At 71.5% G+C, this 22,396-nt stretch carries 20 protein-coding genes; 12 read left to right on the top strand and 8 right to left on the bottom strand.

Going from position 1 to position 22,396, the window contains the following annotated elements; all coding sequences use genetic code 11:
* The 3 genes from HTZ82_RS27495 to HTZ82_RS27480 form a co-directional block, all read left to right on the top strand.
* Positions 1-345: hemopexin repeat-containing protein (locus tag HTZ82_RS27495; protein ID WP_217624639.1), on the top strand; the 345-nt coding region annotated here is incomplete at its 5' end.
* Between the two features lie 351 nt (positions 346-696).
* Positions 697-3,078 (top strand): glycoside hydrolase family 78 protein, encoded by a 2,382-nt coding sequence (locus HTZ82_RS27485; protein WP_175412082.1) that lies wholly within the window; start codon positions 697-699, stop codon positions 3,076-3,078.
* Entirely contained in the window at positions 3,075-4,331 is a 1,257-nt protein-coding gene (locus HTZ82_RS27480) for a family 1 glycosylhydrolase (RefSeq protein ID WP_175412081.1), read from the top strand. Before HTZ82_RS27485 ends, HTZ82_RS27480 begins: the two co-directional genes overlap by 4 nt.
* 115 nt (positions 4,332-4,446) lie before the next feature.
* Here the strand turns inward: HTZ82_RS27480 and HTZ82_RS27475 are convergent, their stop codons facing one another.
* Positions 4,447-5,916 (bottom strand): MFS transporter, encoded by a 1,470-nt coding sequence (locus HTZ82_RS27475; protein WP_175412080.1) that lies wholly within the window; start codon positions 5,914-5,916, stop codon positions 4,447-4,449.
* A 257-nt stretch (positions 5,917-6,173) separates the two neighbouring features.
* On the opposite strand from HTZ82_RS27475, the gene HTZ82_RS27470 reads away from it, so the two are divergent.
* The gene (locus HTZ82_RS27470; protein ID WP_175412079.1) at positions 6,174-6,797 is read left to right on the top strand and encodes a TetR/AcrR family transcriptional regulator; all 624 of its coding nucleotides are present in this window, start codon (positions 6,174-6,176) and stop codon (positions 6,795-6,797) included.
* A 56-nt stretch (positions 6,798-6,853) separates the two neighbouring features.
* On the opposite strand, the gene HTZ82_RS27465 is transcribed toward HTZ82_RS27470, so the two are convergent.
* From HTZ82_RS27465 to HTZ82_RS27445, 5 genes are all read right to left on the bottom strand, one after another.
* Positions 6,854-7,825, bottom strand: coding sequence for a PDR/VanB family oxidoreductase (locus tag HTZ82_RS27465; RefSeq protein WP_175412078.1), 972 nt, complete (start codon positions 7,823-7,825; stop codon positions 6,854-6,856).
* A gap of 31 nt (positions 7,826-7,856) precedes the next feature.
* Positions 7,857-8,090: a hypothetical protein gene (locus tag HTZ82_RS27460; protein WP_175412077.1), complete on the bottom strand. Its 234-nt coding sequence runs from the start codon at positions 8,088-8,090 to the stop codon at positions 7,857-7,859.
* Positions 8,087-9,151, bottom strand: a complete 1,065-nt coding sequence (locus HTZ82_RS27455; protein WP_175412076.1) for an aromatic ring-hydroxylating dioxygenase subunit alpha — start codon at positions 9,149-9,151, stop codon at positions 8,087-8,089. Before HTZ82_RS27455 ends, HTZ82_RS27460 begins: the two co-directional genes overlap by 4 nt.
* A gap of 25 nt (positions 9,152-9,176) precedes the next feature.
* Positions 9,177-10,532 (bottom strand): MFS transporter, encoded by a 1,356-nt coding sequence (locus HTZ82_RS27450; protein ID WP_217624638.1) that lies wholly within the window; start codon positions 10,530-10,532, stop codon positions 9,177-9,179.
* Positions 10,533-10,879: 347 nt separating this feature from the next.
* Positions 10,880-11,650, bottom strand: coding sequence for an IclR family transcriptional regulator (locus HTZ82_RS27445; RefSeq protein WP_175412074.1), 771 nt, complete (start codon positions 11,648-11,650; stop codon positions 10,880-10,882).
* Between the two features lie 351 nt (positions 11,651-12,001).
* On the opposite strand from HTZ82_RS27445, the gene HTZ82_RS27440 reads away from it, so the two are divergent.
* From HTZ82_RS27440 to HTZ82_RS27405, 8 genes are all read left to right on the top strand, one after another.
* Positions 12,002-12,802, top strand: a complete 801-nt coding sequence (locus tag HTZ82_RS27440; protein WP_175412073.1) for an SDR family NAD(P)-dependent oxidoreductase — start codon at positions 12,002-12,004, stop codon at positions 12,800-12,802.
* Positions 12,796-13,680 (top strand): 3-hydroxyacyl-CoA dehydrogenase family protein, encoded by an 885-nt coding sequence (locus tag HTZ82_RS27435; RefSeq protein WP_175412072.1) that lies wholly within the window; start codon positions 12,796-12,798, stop codon positions 13,678-13,680. The genes HTZ82_RS27440 and HTZ82_RS27435 overlap by 7 nt, the downstream gene beginning before the upstream one ends.
* Positions 13,681-13,725: 45 nt before the next feature.
* Complete coding sequence (locus HTZ82_RS27430; RefSeq protein WP_175412071.1) at positions 13,726-14,562, top strand: cyclase family protein; 837 nt, start codon at positions 13,726-13,728, stop codon at positions 14,560-14,562.
* A complete protein-coding gene (locus HTZ82_RS27425) occupies positions 14,559-14,915 on the top strand; it encodes a cupin domain-containing protein (protein WP_217624637.1) in 357 nt (118 codons plus the stop codon). The genes HTZ82_RS27430 and HTZ82_RS27425 overlap by 4 nt, the downstream gene beginning before the upstream one ends.
* 1 nt (position 14,916) lies before the next feature.
* A complete protein-coding gene (locus HTZ82_RS27420) occupies positions 14,917-15,738 on the top strand; it encodes a 3-keto-5-aminohexanoate cleavage protein (RefSeq protein ID WP_175412070.1) in 822 nt (273 codons plus the stop codon).
* A gap of 127 nt (positions 15,739-15,865) precedes the next feature.
* A complete protein-coding gene (locus HTZ82_RS27415; RefSeq protein WP_175412069.1) occupies positions 15,866-16,660 on the top strand; it encodes an IclR family transcriptional regulator in 795 nt (264 codons plus the stop codon).
* Between the two features lie 130 nt (positions 16,661-16,790).
* Positions 16,791-18,095 carry an MFS transporter gene (locus HTZ82_RS27410; RefSeq protein ID WP_309235713.1) on the top strand — a complete coding sequence of 435 codons (1,305 nt, stop codon included), beginning with the start codon at positions 16,791-16,793 and terminating at the stop codon, positions 18,093-18,095.
* Between the two features lie 108 nt (positions 18,096-18,203).
* Positions 18,204-19,163, top strand: a complete 960-nt coding sequence (locus HTZ82_RS27405; protein WP_175412067.1) for an amidohydrolase family protein — start codon at positions 18,204-18,206, stop codon at positions 19,161-19,163.
* Between the two features lie 434 nt (positions 19,164-19,597).
* On the opposite strand, the gene HTZ82_RS27400 is transcribed toward HTZ82_RS27405, so the two are convergent.
* Both HTZ82_RS27400 and surE read right to left on the bottom strand, forming a co-directional pair.
* Complete coding sequence (locus tag HTZ82_RS27400; RefSeq protein WP_175412066.1) at positions 19,598-21,091, bottom strand: carboxylesterase/lipase family protein; 1,494 nt, start codon at positions 21,089-21,091, stop codon at positions 19,598-19,600.
* 100 nt (positions 21,092-21,191) lie between these two features.
* A complete protein-coding gene (gene surE, locus HTZ82_RS27395; RefSeq protein ID WP_175412065.1) occupies positions 21,192-22,301 on the bottom strand; it encodes a 5'/3'-nucleotidase SurE in 1,110 nt (369 codons plus the stop codon).
* Positions 22,302-22,396: the final 95 nt, after the last annotated feature.

Raw genomic sequence — 22,396 nt, 5'->3', positions numbered from 1 at the left:
GTGGATGCGGTGATGCCGGTTCCGGGTGTGCGGGGCAGGTTCTGGGTGTTCTCCGGCAGCCGGTACATGGTCGTCGAGACGGGTGCGGACCCGGCGTCGGCGCGGCGGGTGAGCGGGCCCGCCCCGATCGCGCAGTGGCGCAAGACGTTCGGCGGACTTGACCGCTTCACCAACAAGATCGACGCAGTCCTGCCCGATCCCCGCGACGACCACCGCTTCTGGGTCTTCTCCGGCGACCAGTACCTGCTCGTCCACACCGCCGGCGACCGCTCCGGCAAAGGCCGCCTCCAAGAACCACGCCCCCTCACCGACTGGCCGTCCTTGAAGCCGTTCCGAACGGGCTGACCCGGCCGGGCCTGACACCTTGACCGGAACGCGGTGGTCACGATCAGAGCCGCACGATGCCGGTGATGACCGTGTTGTCGTCACGTCGGTTGCCGGCCGTCCAGCCGCCGAGGGCGACGGTGGCGCAGAGCAGCCCGCCGCACCAGTACTGGGCGCGGCGCCGGGAACGACGCCGACGGGCTTGTCTGCGTGGCGTGGGCGGGCGGGGGTGCGGTGCACAGTGCGATCGCGGCCCGGCGGAGCCGTAAACCGTCATGAACATGCCCTCCTGCCCACACATCCGCCCTCGTGACACACGCCACACTCCTGAATACCTAGCATTCACTAGGCATTAGTCGCATGATGGCCGCCATGCCCCACCTCTGGACCCCGGCCGCACGCGTCATCAGCCCCCGCCCCCCTGAGCCCGCCCCCACGGAAAGCGGCGCACGTCCCGCCGCCCTGCTGCGTGGCGAGTTCACCGCGCGGGCAGCAGTGCGATCGGCGCGGCTCCTGGTCACCGCCCTCGGCGTCTACGAACTGGAGCTCAACGGAACCGTGGTGGGCGACCACGTCCTGGCCCCCGGCTGGACGAGCTACCGGCATCGCCACCGCTACCAGTCCTTCGACGTCACGGCCCTGGTCCACGAGGGCCGCAACGCCTGGGGCGCCCATCTGGCCGACGGCTGGTACCGGGGCCTGCTCGGATTCAACGGCGGCACCCGGGACGTCTACGGCGAGCACACCGGCCTCCTCGCCGAACTGCGCGTGGAGTACACCGACGGCTCCGCCGACACCGTGGGCACCGGGGACGGCTGGCGCTGGAGCCCCGGGCCCGTACTCACCGCCGGCCTGTACGAGGGCGAGGAGTACGACGCCCGCCGCGAACAGGCCGGCTTCAGCGAACCAGGCTTCGACGACTCGGCGTGGCAGCCGGTGGAGATCCTGGACTTCGACACCACCGTCCTCTTCCCGGCCGACAGCCCGCCGGTGCGCCGCATCCAGCACCTCGCACCCGTCTCCGTGACCACCTCGCCCACCAGCCGGACCATCCTCGACTTCGGCCAGAACCTCGTCGGACGGCTGCGCATCCGCGTCCGCGGCGAAGCCGGCCGCACGGTCACCCTCCGCCATGCCGAGGTCCTGGAGGACGGCGAACTCTGCACCCGTCCGCTGCGGCACGCCACCGCCACCGACCGCTACGTCCTGCGCGGCGACCCGGCGGGCGAGGAGTGGGAACCCCGCTTCACCTTCCACGGCTTCCGCTACGCCGAGGTCGAGGGCTGGCCCGGCGAGCTCGACCCCGCCGACATCACGGCCGTCGTGCTCCACAGCGACCTGCGCCGCACGGGCTGGTTCTCCTGCTCGGACGACTCCCTGAACCGCCTGCACGAGAACGTGGTGTGGGGGATGCGCGGCAACTTCGTCGACGTACCCACCGACTGCCCGCAACGCGACGAGCGCCTCGGCTGGACCGGTGACGTCCAGGTCTTCGCCCCCACCGCCGCCTTCCTCTACGACGTCCGTGACTTCCTGCGCTCCTGGCTGCGCGATCTCGCCGCCGACCAGGGCGACGACGAACGCCGCATACCCCCGGTGTTCAGCCCCGACATCCCGGTGATCACCCCGGTGCCCGTCCCGCCCGGCAACCCGCCGATGGCCGGTTGGTGCGACGCTGCCGTCGTGGTCCCCTGGGTGCTGTACGAGCGCTACGGCGACACCGAGGTGCTGCGCGCCCAGTACCCCTCGATGCGTGCCTGGGTCGACGCCGTCGACCGGATCGCCGGGCCGGCCCGGATCTGGGGCGAGGGGTTCCAGTTCGGCGACTGGCTGGACCCGACCGCCCCGGCAGACGATCCCGGCCGCGCGATGACGGCGTCCACCCTCGTCGCCACGGCGTACTTCGCGCACTCCGCCCGGCTCCTGGCCCGCACCGCCGGGGTCTTGGAGAACGAGGACGACTCCGGGCACTACCACGCCCTGGCCGACGCGGTCCGCGACGCCTTCATCGCCCGTTTCCACGCCGGGGGCGGGCGCCTGACGGAGGAGACCCAGACCGCCTACGCCCTCGCCCTGTGCTTCCGGCTGCTGGAGGACGACGCCGACCGCGCGGAGGCCGGACGTCGGCTGGCCGGTCTGGTGGCCGAGCGCGCGCACCGCATCGGCACCGGCTTCCTCGGCACGCCCCTGGTGTGCGACGCGCTGGCCGACACCGGGCACGTGGGCACCGCCTACCGACTGCTGACCCAACGGTCTGCCCCCTCCTGGCTCCGCCAGGTCGACATGGGCGCCACCACCGTATGGGAACGCTGGGACAGCATGCTCCCCGACGGCAGCGTCAACCCCGGCGAGATGACCTCCTTCAACCACTACGCGCTCGGCGCGGTCGCCGACTGGATCCACCGCACCGTCGCCGGACTGGCCCCCGCCGAGCCGGGCTATCGGCGGCTGCTGGTCCGTCCCCTTCCCGGAGGGGGCCTCACCTGGGCCCGGGCCGCACACGACACGCCGTACGGCCGCGCCGAGGTCGGATGGCATCGCGAGGGCGGCACGCTGCACGTCGACGTCCTCGTACCACCCGGCGTCACCGCACTGGTCGAACTACCGGGCACGGACCCCATGGAGATCGAACCCGGCCGGCACTCCTTCTGGGCCCCGTTCCCACAACCGCACGGTGACGCCCGCGGGAGCGGCTCAGGACGGCCCTCTCACCGGATCACCGGATCACCGGATCAGTGCAAGGAGCACACATGACACACACCAGCCTGCCCGACACCTTCCTGTGGGGCGTCGCCACCGCGGGGCATCAGAACGAGGGCGACAACAGCGCCAGCGACACCTGGTTCCTGGAGCACACGACGCCCTCGCTGTTCCGCGAGCCGAGCGGACCGGCGTGCCAGGGCTACCAGCAGTGGGAGACGGACCTCGACCTGGCCGCCGGACTCGGACTCAACGCCTTCCGGTTCTCCGTCGAGTGGGCCCGCGTCGAACCCGAGCGGGGTGTCGTCTCAGCCGAGGCCCTCGACCACTACGAGCGCAACGTCGACGGCTGCCTCGAACGTGGCCTGGCACCCCTGGTGACGTTCAGTCACTTCACCGCACCCCACTGGTTCGCGGCGGCCGGTTCCTGGACCGCAGCCGACGCCCCGGCACTCTTCGCCGAGCAGTGCGACCGGGTCATGGCCCGCTTCGGCGACCGCGTCGCGTACGGCGTCACCCTCAACGAACCCAACCTGGAGCAGCTGCTCCAGGCGGGCGCGAAGCTCCCGGCCGAGGCGGAGACGCTCAAGACGCAGATGCTCGCGGCCGCCGCACGCGCCGCCGGAAGCGACACCTACGCCAGCGCGAACGTCATCCCCGCCCACCGGCAGGACGAGTTCCAGGCCGCGTTCACCCGTGCCCACCGCGCCGCCCGCGACGCGATCAAGGCCCGCCGGGGCGACCTGCCCGTCGGCGTCTCCATCGCCATCGCCGACGAGGTGGCGCTCCCCGGGGGCGAGGAACGCCGGGACGCGAAGCGCGCCGCGGTCTACGAGCACTGGCTGCGCGAAGCCCGCGACGACGACTTCATCGGCGTACAGAACTACGAGCGCATCGTGCACGGCCCCGACGGCGAGGTGACGGCCGACGGCGAGCTCAACGGCATGGGCACGGCCATCGCGCCCGAGTCCCTCGCCGGCGCCGTGCGCTACGCCCACGAGGTGGCGGGTGTACCGGTCCTCGTGACCGAGCACGGCATCCAGACCTCGGACGACACACAGCGCGCCGCCTTCGTTCCCGCCGCGGTCCACGGGCTCGCGGCCGAGGTCGGCGCGGGCACGCCCGTCCTCGGCTACTGCCACTGGACGCTTCTGGACAACTTCGAGTGGATCTTCGGGTACGGGGCCCAGCTCGGGCTTCACGAGGTCGACCGCGTGACGTTCCGGCGCCGTCCGAAGCCGAGCGCGAAGGCGTACGCGGACGTCGTGCGCAGCTACCGACGTACGCCAGCCGACCGCTGGGCCTGACGCGCGGCCGGTCGGACGACGGCTTCGAGTAGGCAGCGCCCGCCGCTCATCACGTCGCTCCCCCGCCATGCTCGTCCAACTCTGTGGGCGAGCATGGCGGGACGGCCGTGGGCGTTCAGACGACGTGGGCCGCGTCGGTTTCCGCAGGGTCCCGCAGGGGCGGGATGAACAGTGAGATCGCCAGCGTCAGCACCGTGAGCAGCGCGCCGGTCCAGAAGAGCCAGGCGTAGCCGCCGTCCTGGTAGAAGGCGGTGCCCTCCACGACGGTGCTGTGTGTGGCGAGGGCGGCGAACGAGAGCGCGGTGACGATGGCGCCGAAGAAGTTGATGAGCATGTTGAGCATGCCGCTGCCCAGTCCTTGCTCGTCTTTGGAGACCACACCGACGACCAGCACCGGGGCTCCCGCCACGACGAGACCGGCGCCGAGGTTGGCCAGGCACGAGGTGAGGATGAGCTGGGTCTCGTCGGCGTGGAAGAAGCCCACCAGGCCGTAGCCGACCGCCATCAGGGCCAGGCCCGTCCACCAGAGCAGGCGGGCGTCGATCGTGCGCAGGAGGCGGCTGGCGACGATTCCCGTACCGAACATCACCACGTTCCAGGTCACGCTGACCAGGGCATTGTGCTGCGCGGTCCAGCCCAGGCCGGCGGAGACCCCTGGGATGTGCGGGTAGAGGGCGAGCAGGATCGCCATGCCCGGCATGGTGTACGCGACGGCCTGAGCGAGTCCGCCGCTGACGAGGACCAGGGCGACCGGGCGTCGGCGGAGCACCTTCAGATCCAGGATCGGGTGGGCGCTGGAGCGCTCCACGAAGAGGAAGGCGACCAGTGCGACCAGGCCGGCGGCGAGCCAGCCGAGAGTCTTGGCGTCGGCCCACCCCCAGCTCTGCCCCTGGCCGACCGCGTAGACGACTGCGGTCAGCCCTCCGCCGAGGACCAGGCCGCCGAGCCAGTCGAAGCCGGGGCGGCAGTCGTGTCGGGGGGTCTGCGGTACCAGGAAGGCGATCAGCGCGAAGCCGACGGCGGAGGCCGCGGCGAGGAACCACATCACGCCTTCGTACCCCCAGTTGTCGACCAGCCAGCCGGCCAGGAACGGTGCCGCCAGGGCCACCAGGCCGACGCTGCTGCCCAGGACGGCGCTGGCCGGCTTCACCAACCGGGCGGGGAAGATGTCCCGCACGGCGGGGAAGGACAGGGCGGCGAAGGGGCCGTAGCAGCCGGCGACGGCCCGTCCGACCAGCAGGAGCCAGAAGCTGCCCGCCATCGCGGCGATGACGTCCCCGACGACCCCCAGGGCGGTCATCACGAGCATGAGCCGCTTCTTGCCGTACCGGTCGCCCAGTTTCATCACGAACGGCGTCAGCAGCGTCGAGACGAGGACGACGATCAGACCGAACCAGGCCACGTGGGTGGTGTGGAAGCTCTGCGCCACGCTGGCGGTCGCGTTGGCACCCAGGATGCCCGCGGCGGCCAGGAGCTGGGTCGGCCAGATGAGCGCGACGAGTACGGCGACCAGTCGCGGCGTCCATCTCGCGGTGTCTTCGGACGGTGCTGCGTCGAGCGAGGGGCTGGCAGACGTGGGCGTCATGGAGCCGCCTCCTTTCGCGAACAGAGGGGAGGCCGGGGTCGTGCGAGGAAGGGCATGCCGTCACCCGGAGCTCATCTCTCGGCCACAGGCGCGAAACGTTCCCTCGCTTTCGGACGATGATGAAGCCAATGCTTAGTGCACGCTAGGTATTGACCGAGTGGCGCACGTCACATCGCGCGGGCCCGGCGGGGCGCCCTCTCCCCGCGGTAGCAGCACTCCCGTGATGACCAGCGACGACACTGGGTACGGTTGTCCGCATGGGGACACCACGGGGGCCGCGCGGCGGCTACGCGACAGGGCAGGCCAGGCGCAACCAGATCCTCGAGGCCGCACTGCTGCGCTTCGGCCAGGACGGCTATCGCAAGACCTCGCTCGCCCGCATCGCCCGGGACGCCGGGATCACCGACGCCGGGCTGCTTCATCACTTCAGCGACAAACAGCAACTCCTGCTGGCCGTCGTGCAGTACTGGCACGAACGGCTCGACGAGCAGTGGGTACGCGTGTCCGACTCGGTACGGGACGCCTTTCGCTGCCACCTGGACGACACCGCCGAAATCCTCACCATGCCGGGAATCCTCGAACTCGCCGTCGTGGTGGGCGCCGAGGCCACTGCCCCCGACCACCCCGCACACGACTTCTTCTCCCAGTGGCAGGAGAAAGGTGTGCGGGAACTCGCGGACCGCCTGCACGCCGGCACCGTGTCAGGGGAACTCAAAGCGGGCCTGGATCCGGAGAGCATCGCCCGGGAGTGCGCGGCGCTCGACGCCGGACTGCGGGTCCAGTGGCTGGCGAGCGGGCGTTCCTTCGACCTGATCGCCGTGATGCGCTCGCACCTGGACCGCCTGATGCGCCACATCTCGGCCGACGGCGAGGGGCTGTAGCACCTGGAGAGACGCCGGAACCGGTCGCGTACACGCCGGCCAGCCGATCCGGCGCGTCAGAGGTCCAGGACGAGGCGCGGGCAGGCGGCGCGCGAGACGCAGATGAACATCGTGTCGTTGCGTGCCTGCTCAGCGGGGGTGAGGAGGGAGTCGCGGTGGTCCACCGCCCCGTCGAGGACCGTGGTCTCGCAGGTGCCGCAGGTGCCCTCGTGGCACGAGGACAGAACCTGCACGCCGGCCTCCTCGACCGCCTGCAGGACGGTCTTGTCCGGTGGCACGGTCACCGTGATGCCACTCCGGGAGAGTTCCACCTCGAAGGGGGCGGACGTGGTGTCGTACTCGTCCGGCTTCGGCGTGAACCGCTCGATGTGCAGTGTGCCCTCCGGCCAGGAGGCACATCGCCGCTCCACCGCGTTGAGCAGGGGCTCGGGACCGCAGCAGTAGACGAGGGTGCCGGGGTCGGGGCTGCCGAGCAGCCCGTCGAGGTCGAGGAGGCCGGCCTCATCCTGCGGGCACAGTTCCACCCGGTCGGGGTGGTCCTTCGCGAGCTGCCCGGCACAGGCCATGGTGGCGAGGCTGCGTCCGCCGTACACCAGCCGCCAGTCGGCCCCCCGCTGCTCGGCGGCGGCGATCATCGGCAGGACCGGGGTGATGCCGATGCCGCCGGCGATGAACAGGTAGCGGGGGGAGTCGACCAGCGGGAAGTGGTTGCGGGGGCCGCGCACCCTGACCGTGTCGCCCTCGGCCAGTGTGTCGTGCACGTAGAGGGAGCCGCCCCGGCCCTGTGGCTCGCGCAGCACGGCCACTTGGAAGAGGGAGGTGTCGCGCGGGTCGCCGCACAGCGAGTACTGCCGTACCAGGTCCGGGCCCAGCACCAGGTCGATGTGGGCGCCGGGGCTCCATGCGGGCAGCCGCTCACCGGAGGGGTGGGCCAGACTGAGCCGGACGACGCCCTCGGCGAGGGGCTCCTTGCGCATCAGGGTCAGGTGGAGTTCGGCCCCAGTGCGTTGGGGGCACGTGATGGTCATGGTGGTTCTCTTTCCGGACCGGGGGGCGGCTTCAGGCCGGGTTCGCGGGCCGAGGCCGGCGGATGGACGCGGGAGCGGACCGCGGAACAGGGCCGGGGTGGTGGTCCTCGGGATGGCGGAGCAGCCAGTCCCACAGCTCCATCGGGTCCTCGAACTCCCGCTGCGCATCGCAGTGGCAGACGGCCAGCAGCCGGTCGGTGCCGAGCATCCAGTGGACGCGGTTGACGTTCTCGCCAAAGAGGGCGGGCGGGTGGAGCGCGGTCATCGCGCCTCCGTCCGGGCCTGTGTCGCGGCCCCCTCCTGTGCCAGGCGGGCGAGGATGCGGCGGGCGGCGAGTCCGCCGGTGTCGATGTTGATGCTCAGCTCCTGGTAGCCGGCCGGCTCGGTGTCCAGGGACTTCTGCAGCACGTTGAGGGCGACGACGTCCTGCATGACCACCGTGTGGTTGTTGCCGCGCAGGAACTCGGTGACGTCCTGATCGTCGAGCGCGAAGTCGCGGGCCACGGCCCAGAAGTCGTACACCGTCTTCTCCGTCGAAGGGGTGATGCCGTAGACGACCTCCACGTGGAAGGCGTGCGGGTCGCTGCCGTCCGGATTCGGCCCGGGAGCGCCGAGGGGCGCGATGCGTGAGTGGAGCAGGTAGAGACCGGGCGCGTGGTACTCGATGTCCTGCCAGCGGGTGATCCGGCCCTCGATGCCCGTCGACTTCGCGTAGAACGGCGGGCACTCCGCGTCGTCCATGTGGCGGCTCACGCGGACGATGCCGGCTGTGTCGTCGACCTCGGTGGTGATGGGCGTCTCGGCCACCTCGGGAGTGCCGATGTAGCCACCGTGCAGGTACGTCTCGTGGGAGAGGTCCATGAGGTTGTCGACGAGCAGACCGTAGTCGCCGTCGATCGGCTCCATGCCCGACACGACGGTGTAGTCGGGCGAGTCCATCCACGGCGCGCGGGGCGGCAGGGTGTCCCCGGGCTCGCGGTCGCCGATCCACACCCACACGAAGGAGTCCTGCTCGACCACCGGGTACGTCTTCAGGCGCGCGGTGCGCGGAATGCGCCGCTGTCCGGGCACGAAGGTGCAGCCGCCGTCGGTGTCGTAGGTGAAACCGTGGTAGCCGCACACCACCCGGTCGCCGTCCAGCCGGCTCGGCGCCTGCGACAGGGGGAAGCGCCGGTGCACACAGCGCTCGGACATGGCCACCGCCCGGCCGCCCTCCGTGCGGTACAGCAGGATCGGTTCGCCCAGTACGGTGCGGCCGAGCAGCTCGCGCCCGACCTCGCGGCCGTAGGCGGCGACGTACCACTGATCGCGTACGAAAGCAGTCATGATCGTTTCCTTTGGAGTAGGGCGTTCAGTGCGCGGTACCGGTGGCCGGCGCCGCGGCGACGGGCTCCGTGTCCCCTGCCGTGGCGGGGCGCAGCAGCAGGAGGAGGGCCGCGGTGGCGACGAAGATCAGGCCGACGGCCAGGTAGAGGTTCTGCGGGGTCCAGCCGGCGTCGAGCATGCTGCCCGCGACGGTCGGGGCGAGGATCGCGCCGATGCGGCCGACCGCGAGGGCGCTGCCCAGTCCGGTGGCCCGGACCCCCGGGCCGTACGTGGCCGGGGTGAGGGCGTACAGGCCGGCCACGCAGCCGTTGGCGAACAGGCCGATCATCGCGCCGAGGGCGAAGGCGGCCCCCAGCGAGGACGTCGAGGCGATGAAGGCCGACAGCATCACGGCGGTGGTGATCAAGTAGGCGATGAGGATGGAGCGGAGCGCGAACCGGGCGGCGAGGGCCCCGAGCGCGGCCGCGCCGAAGATGCCGCCGAGGTTGAGCAGTGTCCCGCCGGTGAGGCCCTGGGTGCCGGACAGGCCGGCCTCGACCAGCAGGGTCGGCGTCCAGCTGGTCACGAAGTAGAAGCCGGCCATGACGAGGAAGAAGGCGGACCACAGCAGCAGCGTCGGGCGGCGCAGCGCGGGTGAGAGCAGCTCGCGGAATCCGGCCGCGACTCCGGACGGCTGGGCGGTGGGCTCGGGCAGGCTCTCCAGCGGCGGCCGGCCCATGCGGCGGGCCAGGGCGTTCATCCTCGCCAGGGCGCCCTTCGGCCTGCGGGAGGTCAGGAAGTCCACGGACTCCGGCAGACAGAAGTAGGCCAGCGGGACGGCGGCGGCGGTGGCCAGGCCGCCGGTCAGGAAGACCGAGCGCCAGCCGAACTGTCCGATCATGCCGACCGCGAGCAGCCCGCCCACGGTGGCACCGACCGCGTAGCCGGTGGAGTTGAGGCTGACGGCGAGCCCGCGCCAGCGGCGGGAGGCGTACTCCCCGGCGATGACGTTGCTGCATGCCAGGACGCCTCCGATGCCGACTCCGGTGAGCACGCGCAGCGCTCCGAGGTGGACGGGTGACTGGCTGACCGAGGAGAGCAGCATCCCGAGGGCGGCCACCGCCAGGCAGCCGAGGATGACCGGTCTGCGGCCGATCCGGTCGGCCCACGGGGCGACGCACAGGGCGCCCAGAGCCATGCCGACGAGGCCCGCGCTGAGCAGCAGCCCGAGCTCGGAGGAGCTGAGTTCCCACTCCGCCGACACGGCTTTTCCGGTGAAGGCCATGACCAGTACGTCGAAGCCGTCCAGCATGTTGAGCAGGACGCACACCGCGATCACGCCCCACTGGAAGCGGCTCATCGGCCCCTCGTCGAGGGCGGTGCGCAGAGAGGTACCGGTCACCGGACGGCTCCGGGGCGGAGGGGAAGAGGGTGGCAGAGCCATGGCAGCACTCCGTTGTCGACTGCGTGGTGGCCGTCGGCGCCCTCTGCCCGCTGGGGGACCCCACGCCGCCAGGGCGTAGGGGGAGGGTGCGGACCCGGCGGACCGTGCCCGGGCGTCAACGGTGCGGACCATCGTGGGGTCGGCGCCCTCGGGTCACCACGGGTCTTTCCGGATGCCGGGAAACATCTGCGAAATGCCGCCGCGCCGCCGTGGCGGACGGGCGTCAGGGACTGTCCGCAGGGCCCGGCTCGCGACGTGGCCGTGGCATGGGCGGGAACCGCGCCTCGGGCGCAGGACGGCGCGGCTCAGACCTGCGGCGTGATCATGGCGCGGGAGAGCGCCCGGGCGCTGGTACAGACGAGCCGGGCCGGCGCGTGCGCGGAGGTGCTGCCGTGGCGTACCACCAGTGAGATCGCGGCGATCACCGCACCGTCGGCGCCGTGTACCGGGGCGGCGACCGACAGGGCGTCCATCGTGACCTGGCGGTCGCTCACCGCGTAGCCACGGGTCCGTACCTCGGCCAGCATGCGCCGCAGCTCGCGCGGATCGGTGACCGTGCATGGCGTGAAGCGTTCGAGGGGGCCGGCGAGCGCCTGCTCCTGCACCTCGGCGGGGGCGTGCGCGAGCAGTACCAGCCCGACGCCGGTGGCCGTGAGGGCGAAACGCCCGCCCACGCGCGTCAGCACGGGCACCGCACCGGATCCCGCGATGCGCTCGACGAAGACGACCTCCGTACCCTCGCGCACCGCGAGCTGAACGTTCTCGCGGGTGATCTGGGAGAGGTCCTCCAGGTACGGCAGGGCCCGCTCGCGCAGGCCATGTCCGCGCGGCGCGAGTGAGGCGACTTCCCACAGCCGCAGGCCGACGCGGTAGCACCCGTTGTCACCGCGCTCCAGCGCTCCCCAGGCGATGAGCTCGCCGAGCATCCGGTGCACGGTCGACACCGGCAGCCCGGACCGCCGCGACAACTCGCTCAACGTCATCTCCGGACGGTTCCCGCTGAACGCACCGAGAATCTGCAGGGCGCGACTCAGCACAGGCCCGGTGCCCGACTCGGAACTGCGGCGGCGGGCCATTGGGGCGCCTCCTTCGTCTGCCGCCGGCGAAGGCTCCTCGTCGGCATGCTGCGGCTCATGTACGAGCTGGTCTTCCAAGGCGTCCTCACTGATTTCCCGACCGTGCGCTCCGGCCGGCCGTCGCGGCCAGTGTGCAAGAAGGTCGCGGCCACGTCGAGACGTCGAAAGTCCCCCGTCACAAGCTCTCCGCGGAACCCGGGCAGGCGCGGAGCCCAGCCGAAAGCCGGCAACAACAGTCCGACACGTGACCAGCCAATTGGCGCACGGCCCATTGACCACGAGCTGAACCACCCCTACGTTGAACCGCAATCCGGCACGATTGATTCGCATCACGGAACCAAGGGGGTTCTCGTGGCACTCGCTCCTGCTGTTTCCCCTCTCGCCCGCTTCACGCTGGAGAGGCGTTCGATCGTCATCACCGGCGCCACCGGCGCCCTCGGCAGTGCGGCGGCACGCGCCCTGAACGCCCTGGGCGCTCGACTCACCCTCGCCGGCGGCAACGCCGACAAGCTCGACGCGCTGGCCGCGGAACTGGACGGCCCCGGACCGGTCGAGACCGTCCGCCGCAGGCCGGACACCCCGGACGACGCCGAGGCGATCCTCTCCGCCGCCGTGAAGACATACGGTGACGTGCACGGACTGCTCGTCGCCTCCGGCATGAACCACGTCGCGCCGATCGCCGACATGAAGGTCGAGGATTTCGACGCCGTGCAGTCGGCGAACGTCCGAGGCTCCTGGCTCATGTGCCAGGCGGTGGGGCGGCACATGCTCGGCCACGGCGGCGGAGGCAGCGTGGTGCTCGTGTCCTCCACCCGCGGCCGGCTGGGTCACTCCGCCGGATACTCCGCGTACTGCCCCTCCAAGGCCGCGGTCGACCTGCTCGGCCGCAGTCTCGCCGCCGAGTGGGGCGGTGCCGGAATCCGGGTGAACGTGCTGGCTCCCACCGTGTTCCGCTCGGAGCTGACCGCCTGGATGTACGAGGAGGACGAGAAGGCCACCGCGACCCGCGAGGCCATGCTCGCCCGCATCCCGCTGGGCCGGCTGGCCGAGCCGGACGACCTCACCGGAGCGTTGGTCTACCTGCTCAGCGACGCCTCCTCGTTCGTGACCGGACAGGTGCTGTACCTCGACGGGGGGTACACCGCGTGCTGACCGTCGCCGTCGTCGGCGCGGGGCTGATGGGCCGGGGCATAGCCGAGGTGTTCGCGGGCGCGGGCCATCCGGTACGTCTGCACGACGTCGACACCGACACGCTGCGTCGTGCGGTGAACAGCCTGCGTGACGTCGCCGGGGCGGTCGACGGCAGCACCGACCTGGCCGAAGCCGTCACGGGAGCCGGCCTCGTCGTCGAGGCCGTCGCCGAGAACCTGGAGGCCAAGCGGGATCTGTTCGCCCGGCTCGACCGCCTGTCGCCCGACGCGCTGCTCGCCAGTAACACCTCCGTGCTGCCGGTGAGCAGCATCGCCGAACGCACCGCCCGTCCCGAGCGAGTGGTCGGCACCCACTGGTGGAACCCGCCCGGTCTGATCCCCGTGGTCGAGGTCGTCCGCGGGAAGCACACCAGCGAGGAGACGATGGAGCGCACCACCGCTCTCCTGACGTCCCTCGGCAAAATGCCGGTACGCGTCGAGCGCGACGTACCGGGATTCGTCGGCAACCGTCTCCAGCACGCCCTGTGGCGCGAGGCGATGGCGCTGGTCGCGGACGGAGTGTGCACCGCGGAGACGGTCGAGACGGTGGTACGCAACACCATCGGCCTGCGTCTGGCCGCCATGGGCCCCTTGGAGAACGCCGACTACGTCGGGCTCGACCTCACCCTGGCCATCCACGACGCCATCCTGCCCGACCTGAACCGCTCGCCCAGCCCTTCTCCGCTGCTGAGTGAACTGGTGGCGGCGGGCCACCTGGGCGCCAAGAGCGACCGCGGCTTCCTCACCTGGCCCGAGGGCAGCCGCGAACGGGCAGGCGCACGCCTGGCCCGGCACATCGCCCAACAGCTCACCGGCCGTCGGTCACCGGTCGACCGCTGACCGACGAGGACCGGCCAACACACCATCCACGAAAGGCGGAACCCCATGTCCGAGACCCCCTTCACCTGGCCCGTCGGCCCCAACGAGCAGGGCCTGGAGTTCTACGACCTCTCTCACCCGTGGGGGCACGGAACACCCTGCTGGCCGTACTTCGAGGACGTGAGGATCGAGCGGCTGCACAGCATGTCGAAGTCCCGCGTGCTCACCCAGAAGGTCACCACGGTCATGCACTCGGGCACCCACATCGACGCCCCCGGTCACGTCGTGGAGAACACCCCGCTGCTCGACGAGATACCGCTGAGCTCCTTCTTCGGCACGGGCGTGGTCGTGTCGATCCCCAAGAAGAAGTGGGAAGTCGTCACCGCCGCCGACCTGGAGGCGGCCACCCCGGAGATACGCCCCGGGGACATCGTCGTCGTCAATACCGGCTGGCACCACACCTACGGCGACAACAGCGACTACTACGCCTACTCGCCCGGCTTCTACAAGGAGGCCGGCGAGTGGTTCGCCGCCAAGGGCGTCAAGGCGGTCGGCACCGACACCCAGGCGCTCGACCATCCGCTGGCCACCGCCATCGGCCCGCACGGTCCCGGCGCCCCGGGCGGTCTGCTGCCGTGGGCCTGCGAGGAGTACGAGGCCGAGACCGGACGCAAGGTCCTGGACGACTTCCCCGAGTGGGAGCCCTGCCACCGGGCCATCCTGTCCCAGGGCATCATCGGCTTCGAGAACGTCGGCGGCGACCTGGACAAGGTCACCGGCAAGCGGGTCACCTTCGCGGCGTTCCCCTGGCGCTGGACCGGCGGCGACGGCTGCATCGTCCGCCTGGTCGCCATCGTCGACCCCACCGGCACCTACCGGATCGAGAAGGGCGAGCGCGCATGAGCCCCATGCGTGTCACCCGACTCGACGACGCCCTCGCGTACGAGCCCCCGCTGCACCACGGCGTCGGCGCACTGCGGCTCCAGGGCCACGAAGCCGGGCCCACCGTGCGCTTCTGGTCCGGGCTGTCGTACTACCTGCCCGGTGGAGCGGCGGACTCGGCGCCCACGGTGGAGGAGACGGTGTACGTCGTCCTCGACGGCGAACTCGTGGTCACCGCCGACGGCGACGAGGAAACGCTGCGGCCCTACGACTCCGTACACCTGGCCAAGGGCCAGATCCGGTCGGTGGAGAACCGGTCCAGGCGACCCGCCACTCTGCTCGTCACCGTCGCCCTGCCACACGAGGAGACCTGACGTGGGCGTCGTCATCACCGTCGCGCCCACCGGACCGATCGCCACCAAGGCCGACAACCCCCACCTGCCCACCTCCCCGGAGGAAATCGCCGAAGCCGTCACCGACGCCTACCGGGCCGGCGCGTCGGTCGCCCACATCCACCTGCGCGACGAGCACCAGCGGCCGACCGCCGACCTGGAGACCGCGCGCCGGACCATGGACCTGATCGCCGAACGCTCCCCGATCCTGCTCCAGCTCTCGACCGGAGTGGGGCTCAGCGTGCCGTTCGAGGAGCGGGAGCGGCTGGTGGAGCTGCGGCCCCGCATGGCCACCCTCAACCCCTGCTCGATGAGCTTCGGCGACGGCGAATTCCGCAACCCGCCGGACAAGGTGCGCCGCCTCGCGGCCCGCATGCGAGAACTCGGGGTCAAACCGGAGCTGGAGATCTACGACACGGGGCACCTGGAGGCGTGCCTGCGCTTGTGGAAGGAGGGCCTGCTCGCCGAACCGATGCAGTTCTCCCTCGTCCTCGGCGTCCGCGGCGGCATGGCCGCCACCGCGGACAACCTCCTCACCATGGTCCGCCGACTGCCACCGGGCGCGGTCTGGCAGGTCATCGCGATCGGCCGGCACAATCTGCCGCTCACCGCGATGGGCCTGGCGCTCGGCGGCAACGCCCGCGCGGGCCTGGAGGACACGCTGCACCTGCGCAAGAACGAACTCGCCCCCGGTAATCGGTCCCTTGTTGACCGGGCCATCGCCCTCGTCCGCGACCTGGACCTTCCCCTCGCCGGGGTCGAGGAGACCGGACAGCTCCTCGACCTGCCGGATCGCAGGACCTGAAGAGACGCGCGAGCCGCCGGAAAAATCCTGGAGCTCGGGAGAAGGGAGTTGCACCGACGCCGTGCCACCCGGACCGCACCCATGCGGCAGGCTGTCCGGGACACGTCGTAAGAAGGGAACACACGCCATGACGGCGGTTGACGAGCACGCAAGCCCGGGACGCGGCAGCGCGGGCGGCATCCAGGTCATCGCACGCGCGGCAGAGGTGCTGCGCCTGCTCCAGGCAGCCCCGTCGGGCCTCACTCAGGCCGAGGTGGTCGAGCGGATCGGCCTCGCCAAGTCCACGGTCCACCGCATCCTCGGTGCCCTGGAGGCGGAGGGGCTGGTGACGGTGGCCGGCACCCGCGGGCGGTACCGGCTCGGTCCCGAGATCCCCCGCATGGCCGCTTCCGTGCGATCAGCGATGATCGTCGACCTGCGCCCCTATCTCGAGGAACTGTCCCGCCGACTCGAGGAAACGGTCGACCTGTCGATCCTCGACAACCATCAGGTGGTCTTCGTCGACCAGGTCATCGCCGACCGTCGGCTGCGCGCGGTCAGCGCGGTCGGCGCCGGCTTCCCCCTGCACTGCTGCGCCCCCGGCAAGGCACTGCTCGCCGCCCTGCCGGCGGCCGCGCTCGAGCACGCCCTGCCGCACCGGCTCACCGCAGAAACCCCACATACCCTTACCACCCGCCCCGCGCTGCACCGCGAGCTCGACGACATCCGCCGCACGGGCGTCGCATTCGACCGCGAAGAGCACACCCTCGGCATCTGCGCGGCCGGCGTCGCCGTCCGCACCGCGGCCTGGGGCACCGCAGCCATCAGTGTGCCCACCCCGACGCAGCGCTTCGCCGGGCGCGAACGGGCGATCACCGATGCCCTGTTGCAGTCCAGGGACCGCATCGAAACAGGCTTCGGCGTCATGAAGCCGACACCGTGACGACGCGCCGCTCGGCTCCCGGCACGTGCTTCCCGCGTCCTCCTCCCGCACCGGTCCCGAGACCCGAGGAATCGCCATCATGAAAGCGAGACCGTCTCCACGATGCCCTGGCCCACAACGTCCCGCAACTGTGCGGCTGTTCATCCTCATGGCCGCCCTCATCGCGATGTTCGAGGGCTACGACCTGTCCGTGTACGGGGCCACTGTGCCCGCCCTGCTGCGCGAGCCCGGCTGGAACCTGTCCAAAGGGGAAGCGGGCGACATCGGTTCGCTCGTCGCCGCCGGCATGCTGATCGGCGCCGGCATCGCAGGGGCCGCCGGGCGGCGCCTGGGCACCCGCCGACTGCTCCTGAGCGGCCTGTCGTTCTTCTCCCTGTGCATGCTCGGCTCCGCCCTGGCCGACGGGCCGGGTGTATTCGCCGCGTCCCGTCTTTTCGCCGGGATCGGTCTGGGCGTGGTACTGCCCACACTCACCGCCGTCGTGGGTGAGATGTCCGCACCGCACGTACGTGCCCGCAACATCGCCATCACGATGGCCGGCTCCTGCGTCGGCTCCCTCGGAGCACCGCTTCTCGGCTCGTGGCTGCTGCCGGACGTCTCCTTCAGGGTGCTGTATCTCGTCGGCGCGGCAGCTCTGCTCACCGTGGTGCCGTGGGCCGCGCTGCGCCTGCCCGAGAGTCCGCTGCACCTGGTGCGTACGGGCCGCGTCGACGAAGCCGCCCGGACCGCCGCCCGGTTCGGGCTGCCTGCCCCGCAGCCGCCCGCCGCGTCGGAGCCCGGGCACCGGTTCCTCGGGCTCGGCCCGCTGCTCCACCGCCGGCTGGTGGTCACGACGCTGCTGTTCTGGGTGATGACCTTCTGCGGGCTGCTGTTGATCTTCGGCTTCAGCACGTGGCTGCCGACGCTCATGCAGACCGGCGGCTTCTCCATCGGCTCGGCCCTGACCATGACGTGCCTGTCGTGGATCGGCGCGGGCGTCGGCATGGTGCCCGGAGGGGTGCTCGCCGACCGGCTGGGCCCCAAGCGCGTCGTGACTGGTGCCTTCCTCGTCGGTGCCGCCGGTCTGCTCGTGATGAGCCGGGGTCCGGCCGCCTGGGTCCTGTACGTGTGCCTGCCCCTGTGCGGCTTCGGGCTGCTGGCCTGCCAGGCGTTCGTCAACGCCTACCTGATCGGCTGCATGCCGACGGATCTGCGCGTCCCGGCCGTCGGGTGGTCGTTGTCCATCGGCCGGCTCGGCGCCATCGTCGGCCCCTCGCTCGGTGGGCGCGTCCTCGGCTCCGGGCTGGGCCTGGAATGGAGTTTCTACTTCTTCGCCGCCATCGCCGCCGTCGGCGCCACGGCAGCGGTCGCCGTGCCCACCGGCCCGCTCGGCGGGCCCAGCCGGCGCCGGACGACCACTGCTGTCGGCACGGCCGGCAGCGCCACAGCCGGCTGAACCCCGTCTCGCCACCGGCTCCGCCGCCGTCTTCACCTCGCCCTGGCCCGTTCCCGCCGGTCGTGCCTCCCCTCTCGGCCGCGCCTGTCACTCCGGAGAATCCCCGCCATGAAGAAGATCGCGATCGAAGAGCACTTCACCACCGCCGCCCTGACCCACTACAGCCTGCCCGCCGCCGCTCTGTTCGACCCGCCCCAGTGGGACAGCGCCATGCGGCTGCTGCTGGACTTCACCGACGTCCGACTCCCCCAGATGGACGAGCTCGGCATCGACAGGGAGGTGCTGTCCCTGACCGCCCCCGGCATCCAGGCCGAGACCGACACCGCCGTGGCGGTCAAACGGGCCGCCGAGGCCAACGACTTCCTCGCCGAGATCACCCGCACACACCCCCATCGCTTCTCCGGCTTCGCCGCACTGGCCCTGCAGGACCCGGACGGCGCCGCGGCCGAGTTGGAACGCGCGGTCACCCAACTCGGCCTGCGAGGTGCCCTGATCAACGGACACACGCACGGCGAGTACCTGGACGCGGACAGGTTCCGGCCGGTGTGGGAGCGCGCCGAGGCGCTCGGCGTGCCGATCTACCTGCACCCGGCCAGCTCCTACGACGTGTGGCACAACGTGCGCGGGCACGAGGAACTGATCGGCCCCATGTGGAGTTGGGGCGTGGAGACCGCGACCCACGCCCTGCGCATCATCTTCGGCGGCGTCTTCGACCGCTTCCCCGGTGCCACCCTCATCCTCGGCCACATGGGCGAAGGGCTGCCCGCCCACCTGTGGCGCCTCGACAGCCGCTGGGACTTCCTCAACCAACGCGGCATCCACCTGGCCAAACCACGCCCCTCGGACTACATCCGCGACAACATCATGATCACCACCAGCGGTGTCTGCGCGCACGCTCCCCTGCTCGGCAGCCTGCTCGCCCTCGGAGCCGACCGCATCATGTTCTCCACCGACTACCCGCTGGAAAGCAACCACGAGGCCGTCCACTTCATCGAGACCGCCCCGATCAGCGAAACCGACCGCGCCAAGGTCTGCCACCTCAACGCCGAGCGCCTGCTGGGCCTCTGATCAACCGAACCCGCGCGCTGTACGGGAGTTGGCCCCTTCCCCCGCCCCGCGACGGGGCCGACTACGCGCCATGGAGCCCGACACCCCCTTCAGGCTTCGCCGTGCCCCGGACGGTGTCCGCCTGCGCTCACGCCAACCGCCCGCCGGCATACGGAGCCCCCGATGACCGACAGCCCGGGCCCAAGCCGGTGCGGCGCGTCCCGGAGACTCGCCACACCGGCGTGGACGCAGAGACGCCACCGCGACGACCGCCGCGGAACGTCAGGGCTGTCCGGTCAGCGAGGGTGGCCTGCCCCACGGCGCTCCCGCGTCGCCCACAGATGCAGACGCCCCTGGCCTTCGGGGCCTCGTCTCGCGGGGTCTCGTCGAGGACGTTGCGGATGTGCGGGCCACCGGCAGGTGACGCGCTTCGTCAGGCGAGGCTGTTCCTGGGGTCACTCCGCCGGCTGTCGCGGTGCGGTCGGCGACCAGATCTTGCGGAGGGGGCGAAGGGGATCGGATGCGGTGTGTGACGTGGTGTCCCAGATGCGGGTCTTGCGGTGCGGCGTGGTGTACGGGGGCCAGCCGGTGCCGGGGTCGAGGTCGTGGATGAACGCCACCCAGGCGGCGTGCATGGCGTCGGCGAGATCCTGCGGCGGGTTGTCACCGAGGGCGGCGCTGACGCCTTCGGCGTCGAGGAGGTCGAAGGCGAAGGGCAGATCTGCGCAGTGGTAGGCCATTCCCTTGAAGCCGGTCGCGGAGGAAGGGCGGCGGAACTCGTAGAGCCAGGTCGGCCGCTCGCGCCGGGCACGGGCCTCGGCGATGGCGAGGCCCGGGGCGCGGAAGACGACGTCGGTGATGGCCTGGCTCTGCAGCGCGCCGGGTTCCGCGCCGTCGTAGGCGTCGAGGAAGGAGCGGATACGTGCGTCGTCGAGGCCGAGCGCGGCGAGCATGGCGCGCAGGGTCGAGGCGGTGGCGTCGGGCTGGGGGATGACGTTGAACTCGTGCGCGGTGAATCCGAGCATCAGCGGGATGCCGGCTCCCGCGTCCCCCGAGGTGAGCGCGTCGGGCACGGGTTCGGGGATCAGGTCGCCGTCGGCGAACGGGGCCAGGGCGAGTACGGGCGGGCCGGCCTGGTCCGGATCGGGGGAGGTCAGCGTGTCCTGGAGGGCGAGGAGTCCGGCGTCGGACAGGTTCTCGAGCGCGGCCGCGGTCGCAGGCACGCCGGTGCGGGTGGTGAGCAGGCGGGTGACCGCCTCGGCCACCTCGCGGCCCTGGGGCTGCATCACGGCGCCGGACACGGAGATCGCGGCGCGGAACAGGCCGCGGGCCGCGGGGGTGGCGAGGAGTGTCTGCACGGCCCCACCGCCCGCCGACTGGCCAGCGATCGTCACCTTGCGCGGGTCGCCCCCGAAGGACGTGATGTTCTGCTGGACCCATTCCAGGGCGGCGATCCAGTCCAGCACGCCCCGGTTGTCCGGCGCGTCGGGCAGGTGCAGGAAGCCCTCGATACCGAGCCGGTAACCGATCGATACCACGACGACGCCGTCCCGGTTGAAGGCGGCGCCGTCGTACCAGGGGCTGGCAGCGCTGCCGGCAAGGAAGCCGCCGCCGTGGATCCACACCAGGACGGGGCATCCCGCGTCGGGGGCCACGTCGGGGGTGAAGACGTTGAGGTTGAGCGTGCCCTCGCCCGGGATGATCGGTTCGGGGATGGTGGTGACCTCGAACAGCCGGCGGCGTTGCGCGGTGGGCCCGTACGCAGTGGCGTCACGCACGTCCGTCCAGGTCTCCGACGGCACGGGCGCGGCGAACCGCAGCGGGCCGACGGGCGGCTGGGCGTAGGGGATGCCCAGGAACCGAACGCCGTGTGTGCGGCGCTCGCCGCGGACGGGGCCGGCACTCGTGCGGACGACGACGAGCTGGGACGACGAGGTTCTCGCGGTCATGGGGCTGCCCTCCGGGCGGTCGTGCGGCTACTGCGCTGGGGTGAGAGGCCGTCCGCGAACCCCCGCGTCAGGGCGGCGGCTCGCGGACGGCCGGTCCGGGTCAGGAACGCGGAGCGTGGCGCTCGACGTACCACTTCAGGTGGGCCAGGTCGCGCTGCCCGGCACCGCTGGTCCTGGCGCCGTAGGTGCGGTCGGCGGTGACGGGGGCAACGGCGATGTGGCCGCGGCCGAGCATCGCGGTGGAGTCGGCGTCCTTGACGGTCTCGGTGCAGTCGCTGGTCGGCTTGTTGTCGCAGATGCCGAGGGTGATGTCGAAGAGGTCACCACCCGGCTCGCCCGGCGTGCGGGGCTCGTAGGCATGCCAGACGACCTTGCCATGGCCGACGCTCGTCCATACCGGGGGCTTGGCCTTCTGCCCGGCGCTCACGTCCGGGTAGTCGACCTTGAGCGCGAACCGGTCGGTGAACAGGCCCCGCTCGCGCAGTCCGCCGAGGAACCCGGCGGCGAAACGGGCGTGGGCCCGGTAGTTGGCGACCGGGAAGTGGCGCTGGGTCGCGTCGCCGGACGAGGAGAAGGCGACGGCGGGGACGCCCTCGTGGATGGCGGCGAGCGCGGCGCCGACGGTGCCGGAGTCGTTGACCTGGGCGCTGACGTTCGGGCCGGAGTTGATGCCGGCGACGACCAGGTCGGGGCCGCTCCGCCAGCCGGCCTTGGCGGCGAGGCCGGCACGCAGAGCGAACTTGACGGTGTCCGTCGGCGTGGCGCTGGGCGAGTCGGGACCGCACGGCCCGGTGGCCAGGCACACGCCGTAGACGGGCGACCCGGAGGGGGTGCCGGAGCAGTCGTTCTCGTATCCGGCGGGCAACTGGGCGCGGTGGCTCAGGGAGAGCGTGCCGCCGTTGGTGACGGCCGTGCCCCTGCCGGACTGCACCTGCCAGGGCGCGATGACGACGACGTCGGCGCCGGCGTCGCACAGGGCCTTGCGGATCTCGTACAGGCCGAGGCCGTCGGCGTTGCTGGTCGTCGCGGCCCGCATGGAGTCGTCGTTGGTGAGCAGGACGCGCAGTCCGGCGAGTGGGCGGGACTGGCCGGTCTGCGGGGCGTGGTCGGATGCCGGGGTGTTCGCGGAGGCCGCCGCGCCCGTGCAGGCGAGGGCGGCGGTGACCGTGAGAGTGACAAGGGTACGTCTGCGGCGCTGGGTACGGCTCATGGTTACGGTCCTCTTGTGCGGCTCGGTTTGTGCGGCTCGGTGGTCGGACGGTGTGTGCGGTGCGCGTGGGGGGTGGGGGGTGGGGGGTGGGGGGT

It is taken from the genome of Streptomyces sp. TRM64462 (assembly GCF_013362995.1).
GTDB lineage: Bacteria > Actinomycetota > Actinomycetes > Streptomycetales > Streptomycetaceae > Streptomyces.
The sequence above is the reverse complement of the archived record's forward strand: the minus strand, read 5'-3'. Positions and strand labels throughout refer to the sequence as shown.